General features: G+C 36.0%; 18 protein-coding genes. 11 read left to right on the top strand and 7 right to left on the bottom strand.

All coding sequences use genetic code 11. The features are described 5' to 3' along the window. Positions 1-87: 87 nt before the first annotated feature. The 4 genes from msrB to RA0C_RS06415 form a co-directional block, all read right to left on the bottom strand. Complete coding sequence (gene msrB, locus RA0C_RS06430; protein WP_004917564.1) at positions 88-603, bottom strand: peptide-methionine (R)-S-oxide reductase MsrB; 516 nt, start codon at positions 601-603, stop codon at positions 88-90. A 40-nt stretch (positions 604-643) separates the two neighbouring features. Further along, on the bottom strand, positions 644-934 hold the full coding sequence (locus RA0C_RS06425) for a hypothetical protein (RefSeq protein ID WP_013446976.1): 291 nt from the start codon (positions 932-934) through the stop codon (positions 644-646). 380 nt (positions 935-1,314) lie between these two features. After that, positions 1,315-4,434, bottom strand: coding sequence for a T9SS type A sorting domain-containing protein (locus RA0C_RS06420; protein WP_013446975.1), 3,120 nt, complete (start codon positions 4,432-4,434; stop codon positions 1,315-1,317). Between the two features lie 25 nt (positions 4,435-4,459). Next, a complete protein-coding gene (locus tag RA0C_RS06415; RefSeq protein WP_004917569.1) occupies positions 4,460-4,999 on the bottom strand; it encodes a hypothetical protein in 540 nt (179 codons plus the stop codon). A gap of 379 nt (positions 5,000-5,378) precedes the next feature. Between RA0C_RS06415 and mutL the strand changes: the two genes are divergently transcribed. The 5 genes from mutL to asd all read left to right on the top strand — a co-directional run bounded on the left by mutL (position 5,379) and on the right by asd (position 10,549). After that, a complete protein-coding gene (mutL, locus tag RA0C_RS06410; RefSeq protein WP_004917570.1) occupies positions 5,379-7,175 on the top strand; it encodes a DNA mismatch repair endonuclease MutL in 1,797 nt (598 codons plus the stop codon). Between the two features lie 15 nt (positions 7,176-7,190). Further along, the gene (locus RA0C_RS06405; protein ID WP_004917573.1) at positions 7,191-7,925 is read left to right on the top strand and encodes a rhomboid family intramembrane serine protease; all 735 of its coding nucleotides are present in this window, start codon (positions 7,191-7,193) and stop codon (positions 7,923-7,925) included. Between the two features lie 14 nt (positions 7,926-7,939). Beyond that, on the top strand, positions 7,940-8,920 hold the full coding sequence (locus RA0C_RS06400) for an endonuclease/exonuclease/phosphatase family protein (protein ID WP_013446974.1): 981 nt from the start codon (positions 7,940-7,942) through the stop codon (positions 8,918-8,920). A gap of 85 nt (positions 8,921-9,005) precedes the next feature. After that, positions 9,006-9,443, top strand: a complete 438-nt coding sequence (locus tag RA0C_RS06395) for a hypothetical protein (protein WP_004917576.1) — start codon at positions 9,006-9,008, stop codon at positions 9,441-9,443. Between the two features lie 98 nt (positions 9,444-9,541). Continuing rightward, positions 9,542-10,549: an aspartate-semialdehyde dehydrogenase gene (asd, locus tag RA0C_RS06390; protein ID WP_004917578.1), complete on the top strand. Its 1,008-nt coding sequence runs from the start codon at positions 9,542-9,544 to the stop codon at positions 10,547-10,549. 62 nt (positions 10,550-10,611) lie between these two features. Here the strand turns inward: asd and RA0C_RS06385 are convergent, their stop codons facing one another. Genes RA0C_RS06385 through rlmD form a run of 3 tightly spaced genes read right to left on the bottom strand, consistent with a single transcriptional unit; the run spans position 10,612 to position 13,124 of the window. After that, the gene (locus RA0C_RS06385) at positions 10,612-11,268 is read right to left on the bottom strand and encodes a DUF6048 family protein (protein WP_004917579.1); all 657 of its coding nucleotides are present in this window, start codon (positions 11,266-11,268) and stop codon (positions 10,612-10,614) included. Next, positions 11,234-11,713 carry a DUF6452 family protein gene (locus RA0C_RS06380; RefSeq protein ID WP_004917581.1) on the bottom strand — a complete coding sequence of 160 codons (480 nt, stop codon included), beginning with the start codon at positions 11,711-11,713 and terminating at the stop codon, positions 11,234-11,236. Before RA0C_RS06380 ends, RA0C_RS06385 begins: the two co-directional genes overlap by 35 nt. A 1-nt stretch (position 11,714) precedes the next feature. Continuing rightward, the gene (gene rlmD, locus RA0C_RS06375) at positions 11,715-13,124 is read right to left on the bottom strand and encodes a 23S rRNA (uracil(1939)-C(5))-methyltransferase RlmD (protein ID WP_013446973.1); all 1,410 of its coding nucleotides are present in this window, start codon (positions 13,122-13,124) and stop codon (positions 11,715-11,717) included. A 164-nt stretch (positions 13,125-13,288) separates the two neighbouring features. Between rlmD and RA0C_RS06370 the strand changes: the two genes are divergently transcribed. From RA0C_RS06370 to porG, 6 genes are all read left to right on the top strand, one after another. Continuing rightward, positions 13,289-14,950, top strand: coding sequence for a DUF6909 family protein (locus tag RA0C_RS06370; RefSeq protein ID WP_013446972.1), 1,662 nt, complete (start codon positions 13,289-13,291; stop codon positions 14,948-14,950). Positions 14,951-15,054: 104 nt separating this feature from the next. Further along, a complete protein-coding gene (locus RA0C_RS06365; protein ID WP_004917587.1) occupies positions 15,055-15,639 on the top strand; it encodes an LUD domain-containing protein in 585 nt (194 codons plus the stop codon). Between the two features lie 21 nt (positions 15,640-15,660). Then, on the top strand, positions 15,661-16,539 hold the full coding sequence (locus tag RA0C_RS06360) for a phosphatidate cytidylyltransferase (RefSeq protein ID WP_004917589.1): 879 nt from the start codon (positions 15,661-15,663) through the stop codon (positions 16,537-16,539). Between the two features lie 13 nt (positions 16,540-16,552). Then, entirely contained in the window at positions 16,553-17,206 is a 654-nt protein-coding gene (locus tag RA0C_RS06355) for a phosphatidylserine decarboxylase family protein (protein ID WP_004917590.1), read from the top strand. After that, a complete protein-coding gene (locus RA0C_RS06350) occupies positions 17,206-18,510 on the top strand; it encodes a TIGR00341 family protein (RefSeq protein WP_004917592.1) in 1,305 nt (434 codons plus the stop codon). Before RA0C_RS06355 ends, RA0C_RS06350 begins: the two co-directional genes overlap by 1 nt. An 81-nt stretch (positions 18,511-18,591) precedes the next feature. Continuing rightward, a complete protein-coding gene (gene porG, locus RA0C_RS06345; protein WP_004917595.1) occupies positions 18,592-19,476 on the top strand; it encodes a type IX secretion system protein PorG in 885 nt (294 codons plus the stop codon). Positions 19,477-19,480: the final 4 nt, after the last annotated feature.

Below are 19,480 nucleotides of genomic sequence, written 5' to 3'. Positions count from 1 at the left end.
TTTTGAATTTGTTTACTGATAAAACGAAAAATGTTAGACTGTTTTTATAGTCTAACATTTTTCATATTGCAGAGCGACATTTTTATTTTATTCCTCCTCTGGAACAAAATCTAAACTTATAGAGTTCATACAATAGCGTATGCCTGTGGGCGGAGGTCCATCATTAAACACATGCCCTAAATGAGCTTCGCATCTTTTGCATAAAACTTCGGTACGTTCCATACCGTGAGAAGAATCTCTCTTGTAGATAACACCTTCTTTATTCACTTCAAAAAAACTTGGCCAACCACAAGAGGAAGCAAACTTATAGTCTGACTTAAACAAATGGTTGCCACAAGCGGCACAATAGTAATTTCCCTTTTTATCAAAATCGTTATATATACCTGTAAAAGGTCTTTCTGTTGCGGCTTCTCTAGCAATAGAATAAAGCTCTGGCGAAAGTACTTTATGCCATTCTTCATTGGATAACTTTACTGGAGTAGAGTCTGTACGAGAATAGTAAGGATTATGCTTTATAGATTGTGGCTTTTCCATATTAGAGTTTTTGGGTAAACATTGTAGTAAAGAAAAAATCCCTACTAATGAGATAATTATTGATTTCATCATCACAAAAGTAGAGATTTTTTAATGATATATTCTGTTTTTACAAACCAAATTTCTGCATAAGGTAAGTATTGACTTCTTTCATCTCCTCATTAGTTAATAGCTTATCAAACACGATAACTTCTGCTATCTCTCCACGCCAAGAGCGATTGGCTTGTCCCCTATCTATAGAAATATAACATACTCGTGCAACGGTGTTGTCATTAGCGACACGGAGAGCATAAACGGCTAGGTTATCCGTAATGAAATTAGTCGTGAAGTAGTTTTTATTCACGCCATTAATCATCGTTTTGCCACTTTGTAAAACATCAAATCTTTTGTTATCTGACATATATCTAGCACTAAAGATACTACCAAATCTGCTATTATTATGAAAGTATGCATAACTGTTATCTTCTAACAAGAAATTAAAATGGCATTAGAATACTATCATATCAGAGGAGTTGGGAGAATCAGAATTTGGTTACAATATCTAGGGTAGCTTTAGGTTTTTTTAGTGTTAATTCCTATCTAATAAAATGCAACTGTAGATGTTGCGACTAAGAATGAAGAAAATAAATGTTTTTTCGTAGGTTAATTTTTTAAAAAGGTGCGGATTTACTATAAAAACAATAATTAAACAATGTTAAAAGTATTAAAAACCATCTATAAAATTAAAACGATACTGTCTATTGATAGACAGTATCGTAATAGGTTTTATTATATAATATGTTACTTTATAATAAACTTTCCACGCTGTATATAGCTATAAGTAGAATATTGGAAAAGGTAAACGCCTTTCGGTAATCCGTGCGTTGGAACCGTAATTTCCTTAGAAGCGTTGGTCTCTATTTCTACTGTTTTCACCAAAGTACCGTTGGCATTATAAATCTTGAATTGGGCTTTCTCTCTCGGTTCGCCTAATTTAACACGAAGCTCTTCGCCTTGGTTCAATAGGGTAGGATACACCGTGATTTTCTTAGGGTTGCTCATCTCTTGCGTTTCGTTAGTCCCAAGAACCCCATTGTTTACCACAATCATTTTTTTAATCGTTTTGCTATCCGTCCCTTGAGGTGTGGTTACTTTTAAGGTAACGTCATACTCGCCGTTGTATTTGAAAACGACTTTAGGGTTTCGAGCTTTAGGATTATCTATGGAATAAGGTTGAGGATTAAACGACCACTCCCATTGAACATTGTCTTGGTTCACAATAGAATAAGATTCAAACTCTACCGTCATATCGGCATTAGGCAATCTTGCCTCACTGATGTTGGTGGCTAATGGTTGCGCAATAGGTTTAAAGGTTTGTCTATATAAAGGGATTTCCCATATCCCTTGAGAGGTTGCAGCTCTTAGTTTTCCTTCTTTAAAGAAAGGCACTAAGCGGGTAAGCCTTGCCGCAGGAGGTAGCCCTTCTGAGTAATTTATCCAATCGCTCATAGTATCGTCTTTGTAATAGACATAAGAACCTTCATCAGAGCCTAAATAAATACCGTTGGTTTCGTCACCAGCCAATACTAACCAACGAAAGGCTATTTTGTTCATAGTGGGATTGTTTTCCAGTGGTTTTACCCAGGTTTTTCCGCCATTTTCGCTATAAGCTACTCCCCCTGGAGTATAGCTTTTTACTATCCATATTTTATTTTCGTCTCTGGGATCTATGGTAATATTTGGAAAGAAACCGTTTAACTGAGGCATATCTATTTGCTGCCATGTAATTCCATTATCTGTGGATTTGTAAATAAAACTTTCTCCACAAGCATAGATTACATTGGGATTAGAACGAGCAAATTCCACATTAGATATGTTGTCTTTAGCATCGTACAACATATTAAAAGTAATCCCTTCGTCGGGTGTTTCCCAAATTTGCCTAGAAGGACTCCAAGCTCCCTCTTTAGGGTGGTATAAAATCCTTTGTGCGTAGCGAGGGTCTGTTCCAAAAAATCCGTTAGCTCTTAAAGTTTCGTAAGGTTGTTTGTTAAAAATAGAGATAAAAGGAGGACTGGTTACATTACCATCAATCTTATCAGGCATAATGAACATTCCGGCATCAGAAAAATACACTTTTTTAGGATTGCTTACCATAACATATCCTGTGGCTTGTTCTACACCTCCTACATAAACCGCTTTACCTTCACCATAACTTTTCATCATTACCGCATCACCATTGTGCCATCTTCCGCCTACTAGCACATCTTCGTTCCAGCCTTGCCCAAACCCGTAATAATCGCTGGCATAGATGCCTTTAATACGGTCTTCACCTGTAATTTTACCATTCACTTTCTTAAAAAAATTGTTGGAGTACTTAATTCCCCCATCATTGGCAATCCAAACTTCATCGCCCGCAATAGCGATGTCTTGCATATCGGCATGCATTTTAAAATTTCCAAAACAATAACCTCCTATAGCGTTTTCGTAGTATCCTCCTTCTCCACCGTTTAGAGAGCGATAGGCACTGCATATACCGAAAATAACATGTTCAGGGTTAGTGCCAGAAGCACCTATCATCATATCGTAGTAGCCTTGTCCCCCTTGTCTTCCGTCTATCGATGGGCAAAAAGTGTTTTTATAGTTGTATCTTTCGTTTGTTGTGGGGTTATCCGTTGTTATGGTTGTTTTATCGGTCCATGTAAGTCCGCTGTCTTTACTTTGTAGAATATGAGGCTGCCCGTAGTGATAAGCCTTGTTTTCTACGTTCACTAAGGCATAAAGGTAGTTTTCTCCTCCTGGAGCATCGCTCACCGCTAAACGGCCTGGTCTGGCTCCTGATAATATATCTCTACCCTTATCGAAATTTTTACCACCGTCATAAGAAATATATAATTGGGAATACCAATTTGTATCTTTTCGTCCGTAAAGATAGACTACCTTAGAATTTTTTGGTTTTAGTTCGTGGTCGTAAAAGATACCACTCATAACTCTACGGAACGTGGTGCCTCCGTTTTTTGAAATGTAAAAACCATCTTTTTGTCTGTTTATACTACTGTTACTAAACTTATGAGCCTCTCCTGTAGTTACAGTTACGATTTTTCTATCATCACTTACCCTTATGCTATTTACGGTAGTGGTGATTTCTTTTATTCGACTAAAGGTATTGCCTCCGTCTTTACTCACAAATAGCCCTGATGTAGAGCCTACCCATACAGTATTTGCATCTTGAGGATCTATCCTAATGGCAGTAATATTGGCTCCAAAGTTATGGGAAGGAGCACAAGCTGTCCAATTTTTCCCCTTATCTGTTGTTTTGAATACGGCTCCAGTTTCTGCCCCAGAATAGAGTATATTAGCGTCTTTTTTGAATACATCTATTCTAAACACATTAGCGTGATAGTCAAAGGATTCCACATAATAATTCCCGTCTGGATCGGGGTTTGGTGTGTTTCTGGAAGTAGAATTAGGACCGATATTTCTCCATTTGTTTGTATTCGCAAGAGTGGAGTTGGTTCCTAATAGGGTTAAACCTCTCTGGTTTTTAGCCATTAGTTGATTACTTCTTTGATTTTGCTTGTCCAATCTATCAAAATAATCTTTTTTGGTAGGAAGCACAATTTCCCCATTACCATTTACAAAAGGTCTGTACGCTTTCTGCCATCTTCGGTAGAAATTTACGGCAGGTTTTTTCTCTGGTGTTTTTCTTCTAGCATCAGGGTCTTTTTCTAGCCACTCGCTAAACTTTTTCTCCATTTCGAAGAAATTTACCCCACTTGGGTTATCTACAATGAGTTTCAACCACGCAGGGTCGTCCTTACCTACCGAGAAATACTCCGGGGTGTAGGGGTCGTAGAGTTCTTGCTGCTGCCCCATAAGTAATGAGGCATAAAAACAGGTTAATAATAATACTTTTTTGTACATATAATTTATATTATAGGGTTTAATATTAATTCCAAAAATACCAATGTTCACCATTAAAGATAGCCAAAGATTTACTCTTTCCGTCGTAGGCAATCGTGCCTGCTTCGGGGCTTGCCAAATCAGTAGTTACATCGTTGATATAAGGTAGTAGTAAAGCAGTGCTTTTACTATCTAATTTCAAAACCGCAGGGTCGTCAGAGGAAGAATTTTCTGTAGTACGTCTAATGACCACTCCTTCCATTCCCGTATTCTCTGTTCCTGTATAGTTAGAAACAACCGCTGGATTAGGAGCAGCAGTTGTAAGGGGGATATTTGCTGTGGCAGATTTATACATCACTTTTTGGTTTTGTAAATCAAACCATAAAGCACCTTGTTGAGCCAAAGAATGGTCTGATAATGTTGGCAGTATAATGCCTTTAGCAGAGCCATTAGTTTCTTTCATATCGTTGAACTCCAAAATAGAGCTTGTACTTCGTAAAGTGCTTTTGTCTATCGCTACTTGTGCAATAGACCAATGATTTAACAAAATAGATACAATGCCAGTAAATAATATTTTCAATATCATTATTTTTTATTCACTACAACCTTGGGTAATACATTCCCATTTCATTATGTAAGGATTGTATGGAATTCCACTTGGTTTTAAGATTTGAAGGCAAAAAGTATAACAATACAAAAACTCTCCATTAGAAAATAGTTCTTGTAATGCATTCTTTGCAAGTTTTTTGCAAAGTTAATAATTTTATTAAAAATTCATTTTAAAGGTAAAGTGTGATAATAATTACATATTTATAAAAGAGTTTTTACTTTTTGTGTATTGTATAGTTTGTATTGGTAATTTAATAATAAATATTAAATATTGTTATTAAATACTAAAAATTAAAATAAATTCGTTTTTTTACTAAAAATCTTATGCCTATTTTTGGGGCGGATAAAGTGAGTTTATGGCAGATATTATTAGACTTTTACCAGATTATGTAGCCAACCAAATTGCAGCGGGTGAGGTGGTGCAAAGACCAGCTTCTGTAGTAAAGGAGCTGATAGAGAATGCTATAGATGCTAAGGCAACTAAAGTAGAACTCATCATAAGAGAAGCTGGCAAAAACTTGATACAAGTAGTAGATAATGGTGCGGGAATGTCCGAAACTGACGCAAGAATGGCTTTTGAACGCCACGCCACTTCTAAAATCTATGCTACCGAAGATATTTTTAAGATTGCTACTAAGGGGTTTAGAGGCGAAGCCTTAGCCTCTATTGCAGCGGTGGCACAGGTAGAGCTGAAAACTAAAAAAGAAGAAGATATTGTAGGTACTAATATCTATATAGAAGGTGGAGAATTGCAATTTCAGGAGGCTGTACAAACTTCGGAAGGGTCTAATTTTGCAGTTAAAAATTTATTTTACAATGTACCTGCTAGGCGTAAATTTTTGAAGTCTAACAATGTAGAATTTAGGCACATTATAGACGAATTTCATAGAGTAGCATTGGCTCATGAGGATATAGAATTTTCGCTTTATCATAATGATGAGGAAATTTTCAAACTCAGAAAAGCAAGTCTTCTACAAAGAATTGTAGATATATTCGGTAGGAAACTTCAGCCTTTGCTTATTCCTATAAAAGAAGATTTAGATTGGGTAAAACTTAATGGTTATGTTGCAAAACCAGAGGGAGCTAAGAAATCGAGAGGAGAGCAATTTTTCTTTGTTAATGGTAGGTTTTTTAGAAGTGCTTATCTCAATAAAGCGGTTCAGGAAGCGTTTGATGGGTTGCTTCAACAAGGCTACAATCCGTCGTTTTTCTTATATCTAGAAATAGACCCAGAGAAAATAGATGTAAACATACACCCACAAAAAACCGAAATTAAATTTGAGGACGAAACCCTTATTTTCGCTCTTATTCGTTCTACAATAAAGAAATCTTTGGGTGTTTATAATGTGTCTCCTAGTTTAGATTTTGATAAAGATGAAAGCCAAAGTCAGCTTTTAGGTTTGCAAAGTCATTATCCTAAAGCTACGCTGTCCATCAGTAATAGTAGTTACAAAGCACCGTCTATACAGGTAGATAGAGATTATAATCCGTTTCAGCAGGAGCGTGTAAAACCTTCTGAAAGCATCGCCCTTACAGAGCTTTATAGCCAAAGTATTACCACAGCAGAGCCTTCTAGAATCAATTTATTTGAAGATGAAGACTTTGATGAGGATTTAATGAGATTGCCTAATGGCTATTGGCTTTATAACCGAGGAGAAGATACACTTATGCTAGATTTGGGAAGAATGCACTCTGTGGTTGTTAGCGAACGAAGAAAACAGAAAAAAGAGACAGGCGTAGGTCAAAAACTACTGTTTTCCATAGAGTATCTGCTCAACGAAATGGAGAAAAATAAGTACCGTTCCATAAAGAAATATTTGCCACAATTAGGCTTTGAAATGGAACTTGGGGACGACAATGTTTTGAGAATAAACGCCGTGCCTAACGGATTGAAGGAGAAGCAAGTCAATGAGTTTTTGGAGAAACTATTTGAAGTGTTGGACTACAAAACCGAGGAAGAATTTATGGCTTACTATGAAAATCAATGGACGAAGATTAACGCTAAATCTCGCTTTGATTTCTTCTATAAAACCGAAGTAGAGCAGATGATTAAAGACTTCTCGGATTTAGGGTTTCCTGAATACACACCATCAGGAAAAAAATGTTACATTGCCCTGCCACTGGAAGACTTGAAGAATAAAATTAAAAATTGATAAAACTAAAAAATGATGTTTCAGAATATACCACCAATCACTAGAAATCTTATCATCATCAATGTGGTTGTATTTATACTAGGTTACTTTTTACCAGCAGGGATAGAGAATTTCTTACCAGCTTATTTCCCGTTGTCGCCTAATTTTAGGTCTTGGCAAATCATTACGCATATGTTTATGCACGGAGGATTTCCGCATCTTTTGTTTAATATGATAGGTTTGTGGAGTTTCGGTTCTGTTTTGGAAAGGGCTTTAGGTGAGAAGAAATACCTTATACTCTACTTTTTTAGTGGGTTGGGAGCGTTCATTCTATTTAATGTTTGGAACTATTATCACTTCTATCAGCTTACGAGCAGTCTGCATCAGCAAGGTGTAGATTTAGCCTCGGTATTTAGAGGAGCTAATCTCAACAATCCTTCTTTAAACATAAGAGCTATTTTCGGAAGAAGTGATGAGGTAGCACAATTACAACAATTTTTAATAACACCAATGGTAGGTGCCTCTGGAGCGATATTTGGTGTGTTAGCGGCTTTCGCAGTGACTTACCCTAATGCAGGGATTATGATTTTGTTTATACCATTCCCAATAAAGGCTAAAATACTATTTCCAATCATTATAGTGGGGTCTATTTATTTAGGGTTTACCCAGATGGCAGGAGATAATGTGGCACATTTTGCACATTTAGGCGGAGCATTAGTGGGATATATTCTTATAAAAATGTGGAGTAGAAACCGTTTCAGAATACAGTAATAGTCCTAATATAAATGATGAAAATTCTTAGAATAATTGTATTTATTATACATTTAGGGCTTTTGGCATTGCTCTATTTGTGTATGATGAATGCCTACATTCCGCCGAGAGTATTTGCAGAACTTAATTTTTTGTCTTTAGCCTTCCCTATTTTAGTTTTGGGCTATTGTCTGTTATGTTTGTTTTGGATTTTGAGTTGGAAAAAGAGAGGCTTATTTTTCCTATTGGCTTTAGTATTGCTTTTAACGCCTATCAGGAGATGGGTTAACTATTCCACAGAAAATAAAAATGCCTCCGATTTCAAGGTGGTTAGTTTTAATATTAAAGCTGCAGAAGCTGGTATCGCTAATATAGACCATCATCTAGAATCTTTCTCTCCTGACATTATTCTAATACAAGAAAAAGGAGATTTTAAAGAAGAGATAGAAAGTATGCCTTACAGAAAAGAAATAGACATCTTGGAGTTCTATTCTAAAACACCTATAATAGAATCTGGGAGAATTCTAATTGATGCGGATAATGGCTATGCGAGTTATATAGATACCGAAATTAAAGGCAAGCGGATAAGATTCATAAATGTTTACTTAAAGCCTTTTGAGTTAAATAAAGATATGGTAAAGCCAAGCACAAATCTTACTGTTTCTGAAGAAAAAGCCAAAAGTTTAATAGCACGATTTTTACCTGTCTTTAAAGCTCACCAAACACAAGTAGAGCAGATAAGACTAGCCGTAGAAAAATCACCTTATCCTGTGATTTTAGGCGGTGATTTTAATGCCGTTCCTAATTCTTATGAGTATTATTATCTAAGCCAAAATATGACGGACAGCTTCTTAGAAGTAGGCAAAGGCTTAGGAACTACCTTCCATGATTATAAATTTCCAATAAGGATAGATTATCTCTTTTCAACTAAAGAAATAAAACCTGTTTCTCTAGATACGGATAGAAGCAGACAACTGTCCGACCACTGCCCTATCATTGGAGAATTCAAGTATTAAAATACTTATAACTACTAATTATACAAAATCTCAGCGGTATTCGTTGGGATTTTTTTCTATATTTGCTACCGAAAAATAGATAGTTATGGAAAATATGATTTTGCACGCTCATAGAGGGTTTGCTTATTTGGTTTTATTAGCAGCGGCAGTATTTGTAGTAGCACTTTTGGTAGCTATGTTTGGTTATTCTGGTAAGGTTTCCAAGTTGCTTAAAAAGTCCAGCTTATTTACAATGATTTTGTTTCACACACAGTTTCTTATAGGTTTGGGAATGTTGTTTTTTAAGTCCCAGTTTTTATTCTATCTTAAAGAAATAGGTATGGGAGGCATTATGAAAGATGCCGTTTTAAGGTTTTCTTATGTAGAACACCCTGTAACGATGTTGGTGGCTGCTGTACTGATGACGATAGTAAATAAGAAAATTAAAACTTCTGAAACGCTAAACTTTGGTATTGTTATTATGGGGCTGTTAGCGGTAGTTTTATTCTTGTTGAGGTTCCCTTTTGATAAACTTTTTGTTTAAAAGTTAGGTTTAAAAATAATTAAATCAACGCTCTAAAAAATCAATAATTATGGTGTTTTAGAGCGTTGGTGCTAAAATAAATACAGAATAAATTAGATATGAAAATAGCAGTAGTAGGTGCCACAGGTATGGTGGGACAAGTGATGCTTAAAGTGTTGGAAGAAAGAGATTTTCCTATAACGGAGCTTATTCCTGTAGCGTCTGAAAAATCGGTTGGAAAAAAGATAAAATTTAAAGGAGCAGAATATCCTATTGTGTCTATGGAAGATGCCGTAGCAAAGCAACCTGCCATTGCTATATTTTCCGCAGGTGGTGGCACTTCTTTGGAGTGGGCTCCTAAGTTTGCAGAAGTAGGCTCTTTTGTGGTGGATAACTCTTCAGCGTGGCGAATGGATCCTACTAAAAAATTGGTAGTTCCAGAAATAAATGCAGAGGTTTTAACCAAAGACGATAAGATTATTGCTAATCCAAACTGTTCTACAATTCAGTTGGTAATGGTGCTTAATCCGTTGCATAAAAAGTATAAAATAAAAAGAGTGGTAGTATCTACCTATCAGTCGGTTACAGGGACAGGTAAGGCGGCGGTTGACCAGCTTAATGATGAAATTAGAACTTCTGTAGAAGGTGGAGAAGCATCAGTTCCGAAGGTTTACCCTTATGAAATATTCAAAAATGCTTTGCCTCATTGCGATGTGTTTTCTGATGAAGGCTACACCAAAGAAGAGCTTAAACTGATGCGTGAGCCTAAGAAAATTATGGGAGACGATAGCTTTAACCTCACGGCTACAGCGGTAAGAGTACCTGTGCAAGGCGGACATTCTGAAAGCGTAAACATAGAGTTTGAAAACGATTTTGATTTAGAAGAGGTGAAACAAATATTAGCCAATACTAGTGGTGTAACGCTTCAGGACGATTTGAGCCAAAATCTATATCCTATGGCAAGATACTCTGAAGGTAAAGATGATGTTTTTGTGGGTAGATTAAGAAGAGATATTTCTCAACCTAATACACTTAACTGCTGGATTGTAGCAGATAACCTAAGAAAAGGAGCAGCTACCAATGCGGTACAAATTGCAGAATATTTGGTAAAACATCAGTTGGTTTAAAGAGTAAGTTTATAAAAACCGATAAAGTCCCTTTTGAATTTTTTTCAAAAGGGATTTTTTTGTTAAAAATAATACGCTAAATTCCAAGCAAATCCCATATTAAATTTCCCAGAACTTCGTCCAAATCCAGGGACAATCATAGGGAAAACGCCGTCTTGTTTTGTGGTGTAAAGCAAGTATTTGGGTTGTGCATTAACATCTATAAAGAAGTTAGAATTAAAAAGCCTTACCCTTCCGCCCACGGTAGCTTCTACCCAATAAGAGGATTGCCGAGAAGTGGGCAAACTAGTCGTAAAAACTTGCCCTAGAGAGCCTTTGGTAGGAATGGCGTGGTAGGTTTGCTGATAAAAAGCAGTAGCGAGTTTACCTCCTGCATAGAATCCATTACGACGGTCTTCGGCATCAGTTACCATCATATAGAAGGCTCCCAGCTTACCAAAAATACCCGAAGTAGTTGCATTATAAGCATTTTTGTCATAAATGTTTTGGGCATAACCACCTTCTATAATCCCATTGAGTTTGCCTTTAATTTCGCTTGAAACAAAAAACTGAATGTTCTTTTGCTTAGAAAATACTGAAAGCCCTGCCCCTAAAACATTGATCCCCACCATAGCGTTAGGCTGATATTTCCATTTTGTTTTTAGGTTGTCTTTGTCTTGAGCAGATAGGTTTAGGAAAAAAACACTAAAAAATAAGATAAAGATGGGTTTTATTTTCATCGTGGACATTCTTTTCGTTGAGTTCTATATTTTTAACAGGAGTGGCATTTTCCAAAACAGCCGATAGGTCGTTGTAGAGCCTTCGCATACCACAAGCAGGAGAAACATATTCTGAAACAGGCGTGTAAAGCACCCTTACTTTGGAGGGCATTCCTTTGGCACTAGTACTAATGTAGAGGTCTGTAAAGTTGGTATCATCTACTCTCAATGGCACGAGTACCGAATCTGGTTTTAAGGCAGAAACTACCGTTTTAATGTTCTCCTCCCCTGTCAGTTTTACCCCAATAATAAGGGTATCTGGCTGGTAGAGTTTGTTAGAGCTGTCTTTAAATTTAAGTTTCATTCTAGGAGAGCTTAGTCCACTTTCGCAAATATCGTCATCGCTTCCACAAGAGGCGAGAGACAGTAGCATTCCTAAAACAAAAACAAGTTTGAATAATTTCATTTTAAATCTTCTTTAGTAGGGCAATATTTTCTATGTGATGCGTTTGTGGGAACATATCCACAGGAAGGATTTTCTCCACACGATAATGTTCTTTCATCAGGGCTAAATCTCTTGCTTGTGTAGCAGAGTTACAACTTACATAGACTATTTTTTCTGGAGCTAACTTTAGAATTTGTTCCACTACCTTTTGATGCATTCCGTCTCTAGGAGGGTCGGTGATTAGAACATCTGCCTTAGGGTGTTGAGCTAAAAATTCATCAGTAAAAATATCTTTCATATCCCCACAGTAGAAGGTGCAGTTGTCTAGACCGTTGTGCTTAGCGTGTTCCTTAGCGGCAGCTATGGCTTCTGGTACAGACTCAATCCCAATCACTTGCTTGGCTTTTCTCGCTACAAACTGTGCAATAGTCCCTGTGCCTGTGTAGAGGTCGTACACCACTTCGTCTCCTTTTAAATCGGCAAACTCTAGTGTTTTTTGGTAAAGGGCTAAGGCTTGTTGGTAATTGGTTTGGAAGAAAGATTTAGGACCTATTTTAAATTGCAAATCTTCCATTTCTTCTATTAAAAAACCATCGCCATAGTAGGTTTCCACCTCTAGGTCGTAGATGGAGTCATTAGGTTTAGGGTTGATGGCATACACCAAAGTTTTGATTTGAGGGAAAGTGTTGAGGAGATATTCAAATAAGGCTTCTCGGTCTTCCTTTTGTTCTTTGTAGAATTGGAACAGCACCATCCACTCGCCTTTGGAGTTTTGTCTTAGCATTAGTGTTCTTAAAAAACCTTCCTGATTTTTAACATCAAAAAACTCTAACTGGTTGGCATCGGCATAATTTTTTACAGCAAGTCTTATTTCGTTAGAAGGCGTTTCTTGTAGGAAACATTCTTTTAAGTCCAAAATTTTACTCCACATACCAGGGATATGGAAGCCTAGAGCGTTTTTATTGTCAATATCAGCTCCATTAAGTATTTCTTCGGAAGTCAGCCATCTAGCATTAGAGAAAGAAAACTCCATCTTGTTTCTGTAAAAATACTCTTGCGGAGAGCCTAAAATCGGTAAAGCCTCAAAATCGGTTAATCCACCAATTCTTTTGAGATTATTAAGGACTTCAGACTGTTTAAATTCTAGTTGTTTTTCGTAAGACAAGTTTTGCCATTTGCAACCACCACATACCCCAAAGTGTTTGCATTGAGCCTCTACCCTATCTTGAGAAAATTCTACAATCTCTACAGCTTCGGCTTCGTAGTATTGCTTTTTAGATTTTTTCACTCTAGCGTTTACCGTATCACCTGGGACTGCTCCCGAAACCAACACCGTTTTGCCTTCGGTGGTTTTTCCCACAGCAACGCCTTTAGCTCCCGCTGATACTAACTTTAGGTTTTCTATAATGATGTTTTTATGCTTTCTCCCCATAATTCTAAAACTAATTGATGCAAAAATAAGGTTTTAAAATAGACTTCTAAAAAGAAAATCAAAAAAGGCATACAGAGACGAATATTACTATGATAATTAAGCTAAAGACTTATAAATTTGGAAAATTATGTAAGTTTGTAGTCAAATTTATTCTTTTTAACATTATGGTAAAGTCTAGAGCAAGAGAAACAACGGAGGCTATTGAGAGGTTGTTTGTGAGTATGAGGCACTTATTTTACAGAGGCTTTTTCAAGCCAAGTGGTGTATCGGGAGAGAGTCTTAGAGATTTGTTGATGGTCATACAGCCCGAAATCTACGGTTCTATGTCTTCGTCTAAAAAGGTGGAGCTAGATGGGTTACTCTATGTGCTAGACCGTTTGCCAGAAGGTATAGAAGAATGTGCTTTTATACATTTAACTTCAGATGAGGGTTTCCACAAAGCGAGTTTTCAGCCTATCGTTCCTAAAAAGAGAAGGCGAAACTGCTACAGGATAGATGCTCATCAAATGAATATTGAGGTGCTTCTAGGAAGGTCGGAAATTTACGATATACTCACCCACTTAACTTTCTTCTACATAGAGGCAGATAAAATAAGAAACATCGGCTTTGATTTAGAAAACGGTGGTACGCCTCGCCGTATTTGGAAGGCAATAGAAGAGGTCGCTAAAGGCGAAAAGAAATTTACACGAAAAGAAAAAGAAGTAGCATTGATACAACTTTCTGCCTTTTTGGGAAGAACCTTTGAGGAAACTTTAGACGCTTACGAAAAGTTTGGTGATGAAAAAAATCCAGACCGATTATTCAAAATCATCTATAATATGGGTGAGGTAAGTTTGGCAGATTGGAGACAAGAACGAGCAAGAGAAATCTTCTTTAGTGCGATACTTCAGGAGCGTGTGGGGCATCATTTCTTTGGTGAAAAATGGGCAAACAAGGTTAAGGAAGTTTTGGTAGATAATAACTTACACAAAAGACCTTTGCATATCATCAGTGCCAATATGCACAGTGTTAAAAATATGCTTTACGCTAATGATGCTCTTAATATCAAAAATAAAGGTAGTGTAGATTATTCTCTATATGAAAACATTAGCAATGATGCTAATCTAAGAAAAAAAGTTTCGGACTATGCCTTATCAAAAGGACTTATCTATATAGACGACCAAAGCGGAAGTAATATAGATGTTCAAATTATAGATTTAAAGAAATTTACTTCAGAGAATACCCCTTTTCAAGGAAAAGCTATTGGTAAAGAAGATGTGATTTTGGTGTTTGATTATGCCTTTGGAGAACAAGCCTTTGAAATTATGGACGAGCTTTTAAAACCTTTTAAAGTAGAGAGCGAAATGTGTTTTATGCCGGTTCGTTCCATTTCTATTATGGGTAAAGCAGGGATTTTGGAAGGTAAAAAAGGAGATATTATGATACCTACCTCTCATATTTTTGAAGGAACAGCAGACAATTACCCTTTTGAAAATGCGTTAAGCCTCTCCGATTTTCAAGATGATGAACTAAAGGCATTTCAAGGGTCTATGATTACGGTATTAGGGACTTCCTTGCAAAATAAGGACATTCTTTCATTCTTTATGACTACCTCTTGGAAAGCCATAGGTCTTGAGATGGAAGGAGCTCATTACCAAAAAGCCATACAAGTAGCTTCTAAAATAAGAAATCACATCAGTCCAGATTTGTTTGTGTGTTATGCTTACTATGCTTCGGATAACCCTTTAGAAACAGGTAGTACCCTTTCTTCGGGAGGATTGGGGCTTACAGGCGTTAAGCCTACCTATCTTATCACATTGAGGATTTTAGAAAAAATATTGAATTAAGGCTTTTATTATCGTTTCATTAAAGATTGAGAATTTAATTTTTAATGCCATATATAATAAATATTTACTATTTTTGTTGAAAATATTGAAAAACCTCTGTTGGTTTGAGTTGGTTTAAGAACATCGTCGGTAAAATTTTTAATACAGAAGAGGAAGCAGAGAAGCCTAATATCATAAAATTAGGTGATAAGCTTAGTTCTGCAGATTTAGATTATAAATTTGCCCAGTTGTTTACACATTCTGGAGGGATTTTCAATTACTGTGCAGACGAGGCAGAAGCTCTTAAAACGCTCAATCAAATCGTAAAGTTAGAGGGTATGTCTTCTATTTTCTGTTGTGATGAAAACCTTAGAGATTTCTTAAATGTGATAGGGGTGTCTTCTACAGAAAGATTAGAACTTTTTAACGATGCGGCTTTTATCACTTGTGAATATCTTATCGCTTATGATGGCAAAATTATGCTTTCTCACAATAATATCTTACACTATAACTCTTCTAGACTTCCAGAGAAAATTGTGATTATAGCAACAGTTTCTCAGATAGTAACCAATCTCAACGAAGCGATGATGAAAGTGAAACGGAGAAAGAGTACTCTTAAAAATCTGACTTCAATAAGTGGAGGACAATCACATTTAGATGACCCTCAAAAAAAGAATACCAAACTTTTTCTTCTTTTGCTAGAAGATTAAATTAACTAAATCAATTCTGTTTTGGATAAAAATTTATTACTCCGTATAATATTTGGTGGTGTTTATGCACTGGTGATAATTGCTTGTACAACGCCTTATGGAGCTATTACTATCAATAATTTATTAGGTAATTATGTGGTAGGGGCAGAACAACTCTATTTTGGACTAATTACATTTCTGTTGTTTGTAGGCGTATGGGAATGCGTGAGAATGATGAAATTTGATAATACCTTTTGGAAATGGTTGGTTTTCCCAGCTGTACTTCTTGTGTATTACCGCTTTAGTATGAAGTATTTCTATAATGGTTTTTATGCTAACATTACACTATCAGAAATATTAGGATTATCATTATTACCTATTGCGGCATTAACATTGTTCCGTTATCCTAAAGAACTTTATTACGAAAATGGCAAACTCATCTTTGCTGTTATTTATACCGTGATACCTTTTTCTTTTGCATTGGGTCTACCTACTTTTATTAAAGGTTTACCAGAATCCTTTTCTATGGAAGTATTTTGGATGTTTGTTCTTATTTGGAGCAGTGATTCCTTTGCGTATGTTTTTGGAAGATTATTTGGAAAACATAAAATGGCTCCTAAAATAAGCCCTAAGAAAACTTGGGAAGGCTTTATTGGTGGAGTGTTATGCACAATGTTGTTAGGTTTTTTTATAGAGCAAAACTATACGGAACTTAGAGGTAATTGGATATTAGTAGGAGTGCTGGTATCTGTATTTGCACCTATGGGAGATTTGCTAGAAAGCCAATTAAAACGAACTTTCGGAGTTAAAGATAGTGGAAATATCATTCCCGGTCATGGAGGAATTTTAGATAGGCTGGACAGCTTTATGGTATGTGCTCCAGTATTATATTTATATTTTGCGATAGAAAAGTTATTTTAATAAACTGATAATAATGAAATTACACAAAGAATCTAAAGGAACATTACTTGTGGTAGGAAGTGTGGTGGCTATAGTAAGCGGCTTGTCCATTTATTTTTTGAAAGGGTGGGCACTGGTTATTATACTTCCTCTTTTGGTGCTTTTAGGATTGGTTTTATGGTTTTTTAGAGTGCCTAATAGAACTATTTTGGAACATAGAGAAAATGTAATAGCACCTGTGGACGGCAAAGTAGTAATGATAAAAGAAGTAGAAGAAAATGAATTCTTAAAAGAGAAGTGCATTCAAGTATCTATCTTTATGTCGCCACTTAATGTTCATATTTGCCGTTATCCTGTGAGTGGAGAGGTAGTTTACAAAAAATATCACCCAGGTAAATATCTAGTAGCGTGGCACGAAAAATCTTCTACTGAAAACGAAAGAACTACGGTTGCCGTTAAAACTCTTTTAGGGGCTAATATTGTATTCCGTCAGATTGCAGGTTATGTTGCAAGGAGAATTGTATTCTACTGTAATGAAGGAGATGTAGCCAAAGCAGGGCACGAGTTTGGATTTATTAAATTTGGTTCTCGTATGGATGTGTTTTTACCACTAGATACAGAGGTACTTTGCAAAATAGGAGATAAAACTAAGGGAGGCTTAGATGTAATCGCTAAACTGAAAAGCTAATGTTAGAAAAACTAATCAAATTAAAAGAAGTTTTTAGCCTTCTTTCTCAGCAAGAAACATTTGATAATGTTAAAGAAAACATAGCTGCAAATATTCCATTTAAAGGGACTAATCTGTGGATTTTAATTTTTGCCATATTTATAGCTTGTCTGGGGCTTAATATGAACTCTACTGCGGTGATTATAGGAGCAATGCTTATATCACCACTTATGGGACCTATTATGGGGATTGGTTTTTCTGTTGGAATTAACGACCCTTGGATGCTTAAAACAGCAATTAAAAACTATGCCTTCGCTTCTGGTGTTGGCTTGGTAACTTCCACAATTTATTTTCTAGTTTCTCCTATTAGCGATGCCTATTCGGAAATATTGGCGAGAACTTCTCCTAATATTTACGATGTACTTATAGCCTTTTTCGGAGGTTTAGCAGGTATTGTGGCTACTTATAGTAAACTGAAAGGTAATGTAATACCGGGAGTAGCCATTGCTACGGCACTTATGCCTCCTTTGTGTACGGCAGGATATGGGCTGGCAACATTGCAGTTTTCGTATTTTTTTGGAGCTTTATATTTATATCTCATCAATACGGTTTATATAGCCTTAGCAACCTTTATTGTGCTTAAGGTAGTGGATTTCCCTCGTTATCATTTCAAAGATGAGAGGATAGAGAAACGCTCTAGGAAAATCATGTGGTTTTTAGTCGTTCTTACTTTGATACCAAGCACTTACTTTGGTTATGTAATGGTAAATAAAAACAAGTTTGAACGAAATGCCTCTCGTTTTATTAGCGGTGAGGCTGTATTTCAAAACAATTTTCTTTTAAGTAAGAAAATTAGTTATGAGAATGGTGAAATAGAACTAACTTACGGTGGAGAAAAGCTAAGTGAAGAGAGTATGAAAGCACTCAAAAAGAAGGCTAATAATTACGACTTGGAGGGTGTGAAATTAGTTATAAAACAAGGGTTTAATTTTGTGCCATCGGCTAATGGGCAGAATAATATTGTTCCTGCTAATGATTCGGAGCAACAACTCAAAAAGTTTTTAGTAATGAGGAGTGATAGTATCAACGCTCATAAAAAAGAAACCGAGCAAATATTTAAAGAGCTTAAGGTTCAAAATAATAATATAAAGAAGTTTGCGTTCAGCACTATGGATGAGGTTACGGATTCGTCTATAATTAAAAAGAATGTGATGCTTATAAGTGCAGAAGCTCCTATTAGAGAAGTGGAGAAGAGTAAAATTAACGAATGGCTTAAAGTGAGAGTTAATAATCCAAAACTAGAGATTATTTACAATACCCAATAGTTTTTTTAACGCTTCTTTAAGATTGGCTTAACTTTAAAAAGGTTTATATTTGCACATTGTTTTACTCAAAAACAATAAATTATGAAAAAAATAATTTTCGGTCTGTTAAGTATATTTACTATTTCTGCGACATCTTTTGCTCAAAGGCATGAGGTGGGTGTTTATGCAGGGATGAGTAATCTAGTAGGGGATATTGGGAAGACCGATTATATTCTTCATAAACCATTGTCATTGAGTAGGATGTCTGAATTTGGTTTACCTATTCATATAGGAGTTTTATATAGGATGAACTTTAATCCTTATCAAACTTTAAGATTTAATTTGGGATATACCAATATTCAGTTTAACGATAAAGTTGCTAACGAAATCTATCGTAATCAGAGAGGAAACTACGGCACAAATTCCATTTATAGTTTAGAGTCTATTTTTGAGTATCAGTTTTTGCCAGTTAATAATGAACAGAAATCTCCTATGCTCAGCCCTTATATCTTCGGAGGTATAGGAGCTATGCTTTATTCTAGCGTCAATACTACATTAGATTTTTCTAATTATCAGCTAGTGGATGCTACAGGAGCTTTTACGCCTCCTACGATTGAAGATTACCCTGAAGAGCAACGAGCGATGGCTAACAAATTGACGATGTCTATACCATTTGGTGTAGGATTAAAGTATAAGTTTAATTATAATTGGGCTTTGTTTGGTGAGATAACCTTTCGCCCTACCTTTACGGATAATATTGATTACAGCAATATGCAAGAAAGCCAAGTAAAAATTCTTTATGATAAAGAGGCTGTAAAGGCTATAAGAGGAGGTAACACGGTGTTATCAAAAGAAGAAATAAATACAATTATAAAACCTTATGTGGAATCAAAAAGAGTAGGAAATCTAAACTCTAACGACTGGGTAAATACAGTTACTTTAGGTATATCTTATTCTTTTGGGCGTCCACCATGTTATTGTGATTAAGAAA

It is taken from the genome of Riemerella anatipestifer ATCC 11845 = DSM 15868, assembly GCF_000252855.1.
Taxonomy (GTDB): Bacteria; Bacteroidota; Bacteroidia; order Flavobacteriales; family Weeksellaceae; genus Riemerella; species Riemerella anatipestifera.
This window is presented reverse-complemented; position numbering and strand designations above follow the sequence as displayed.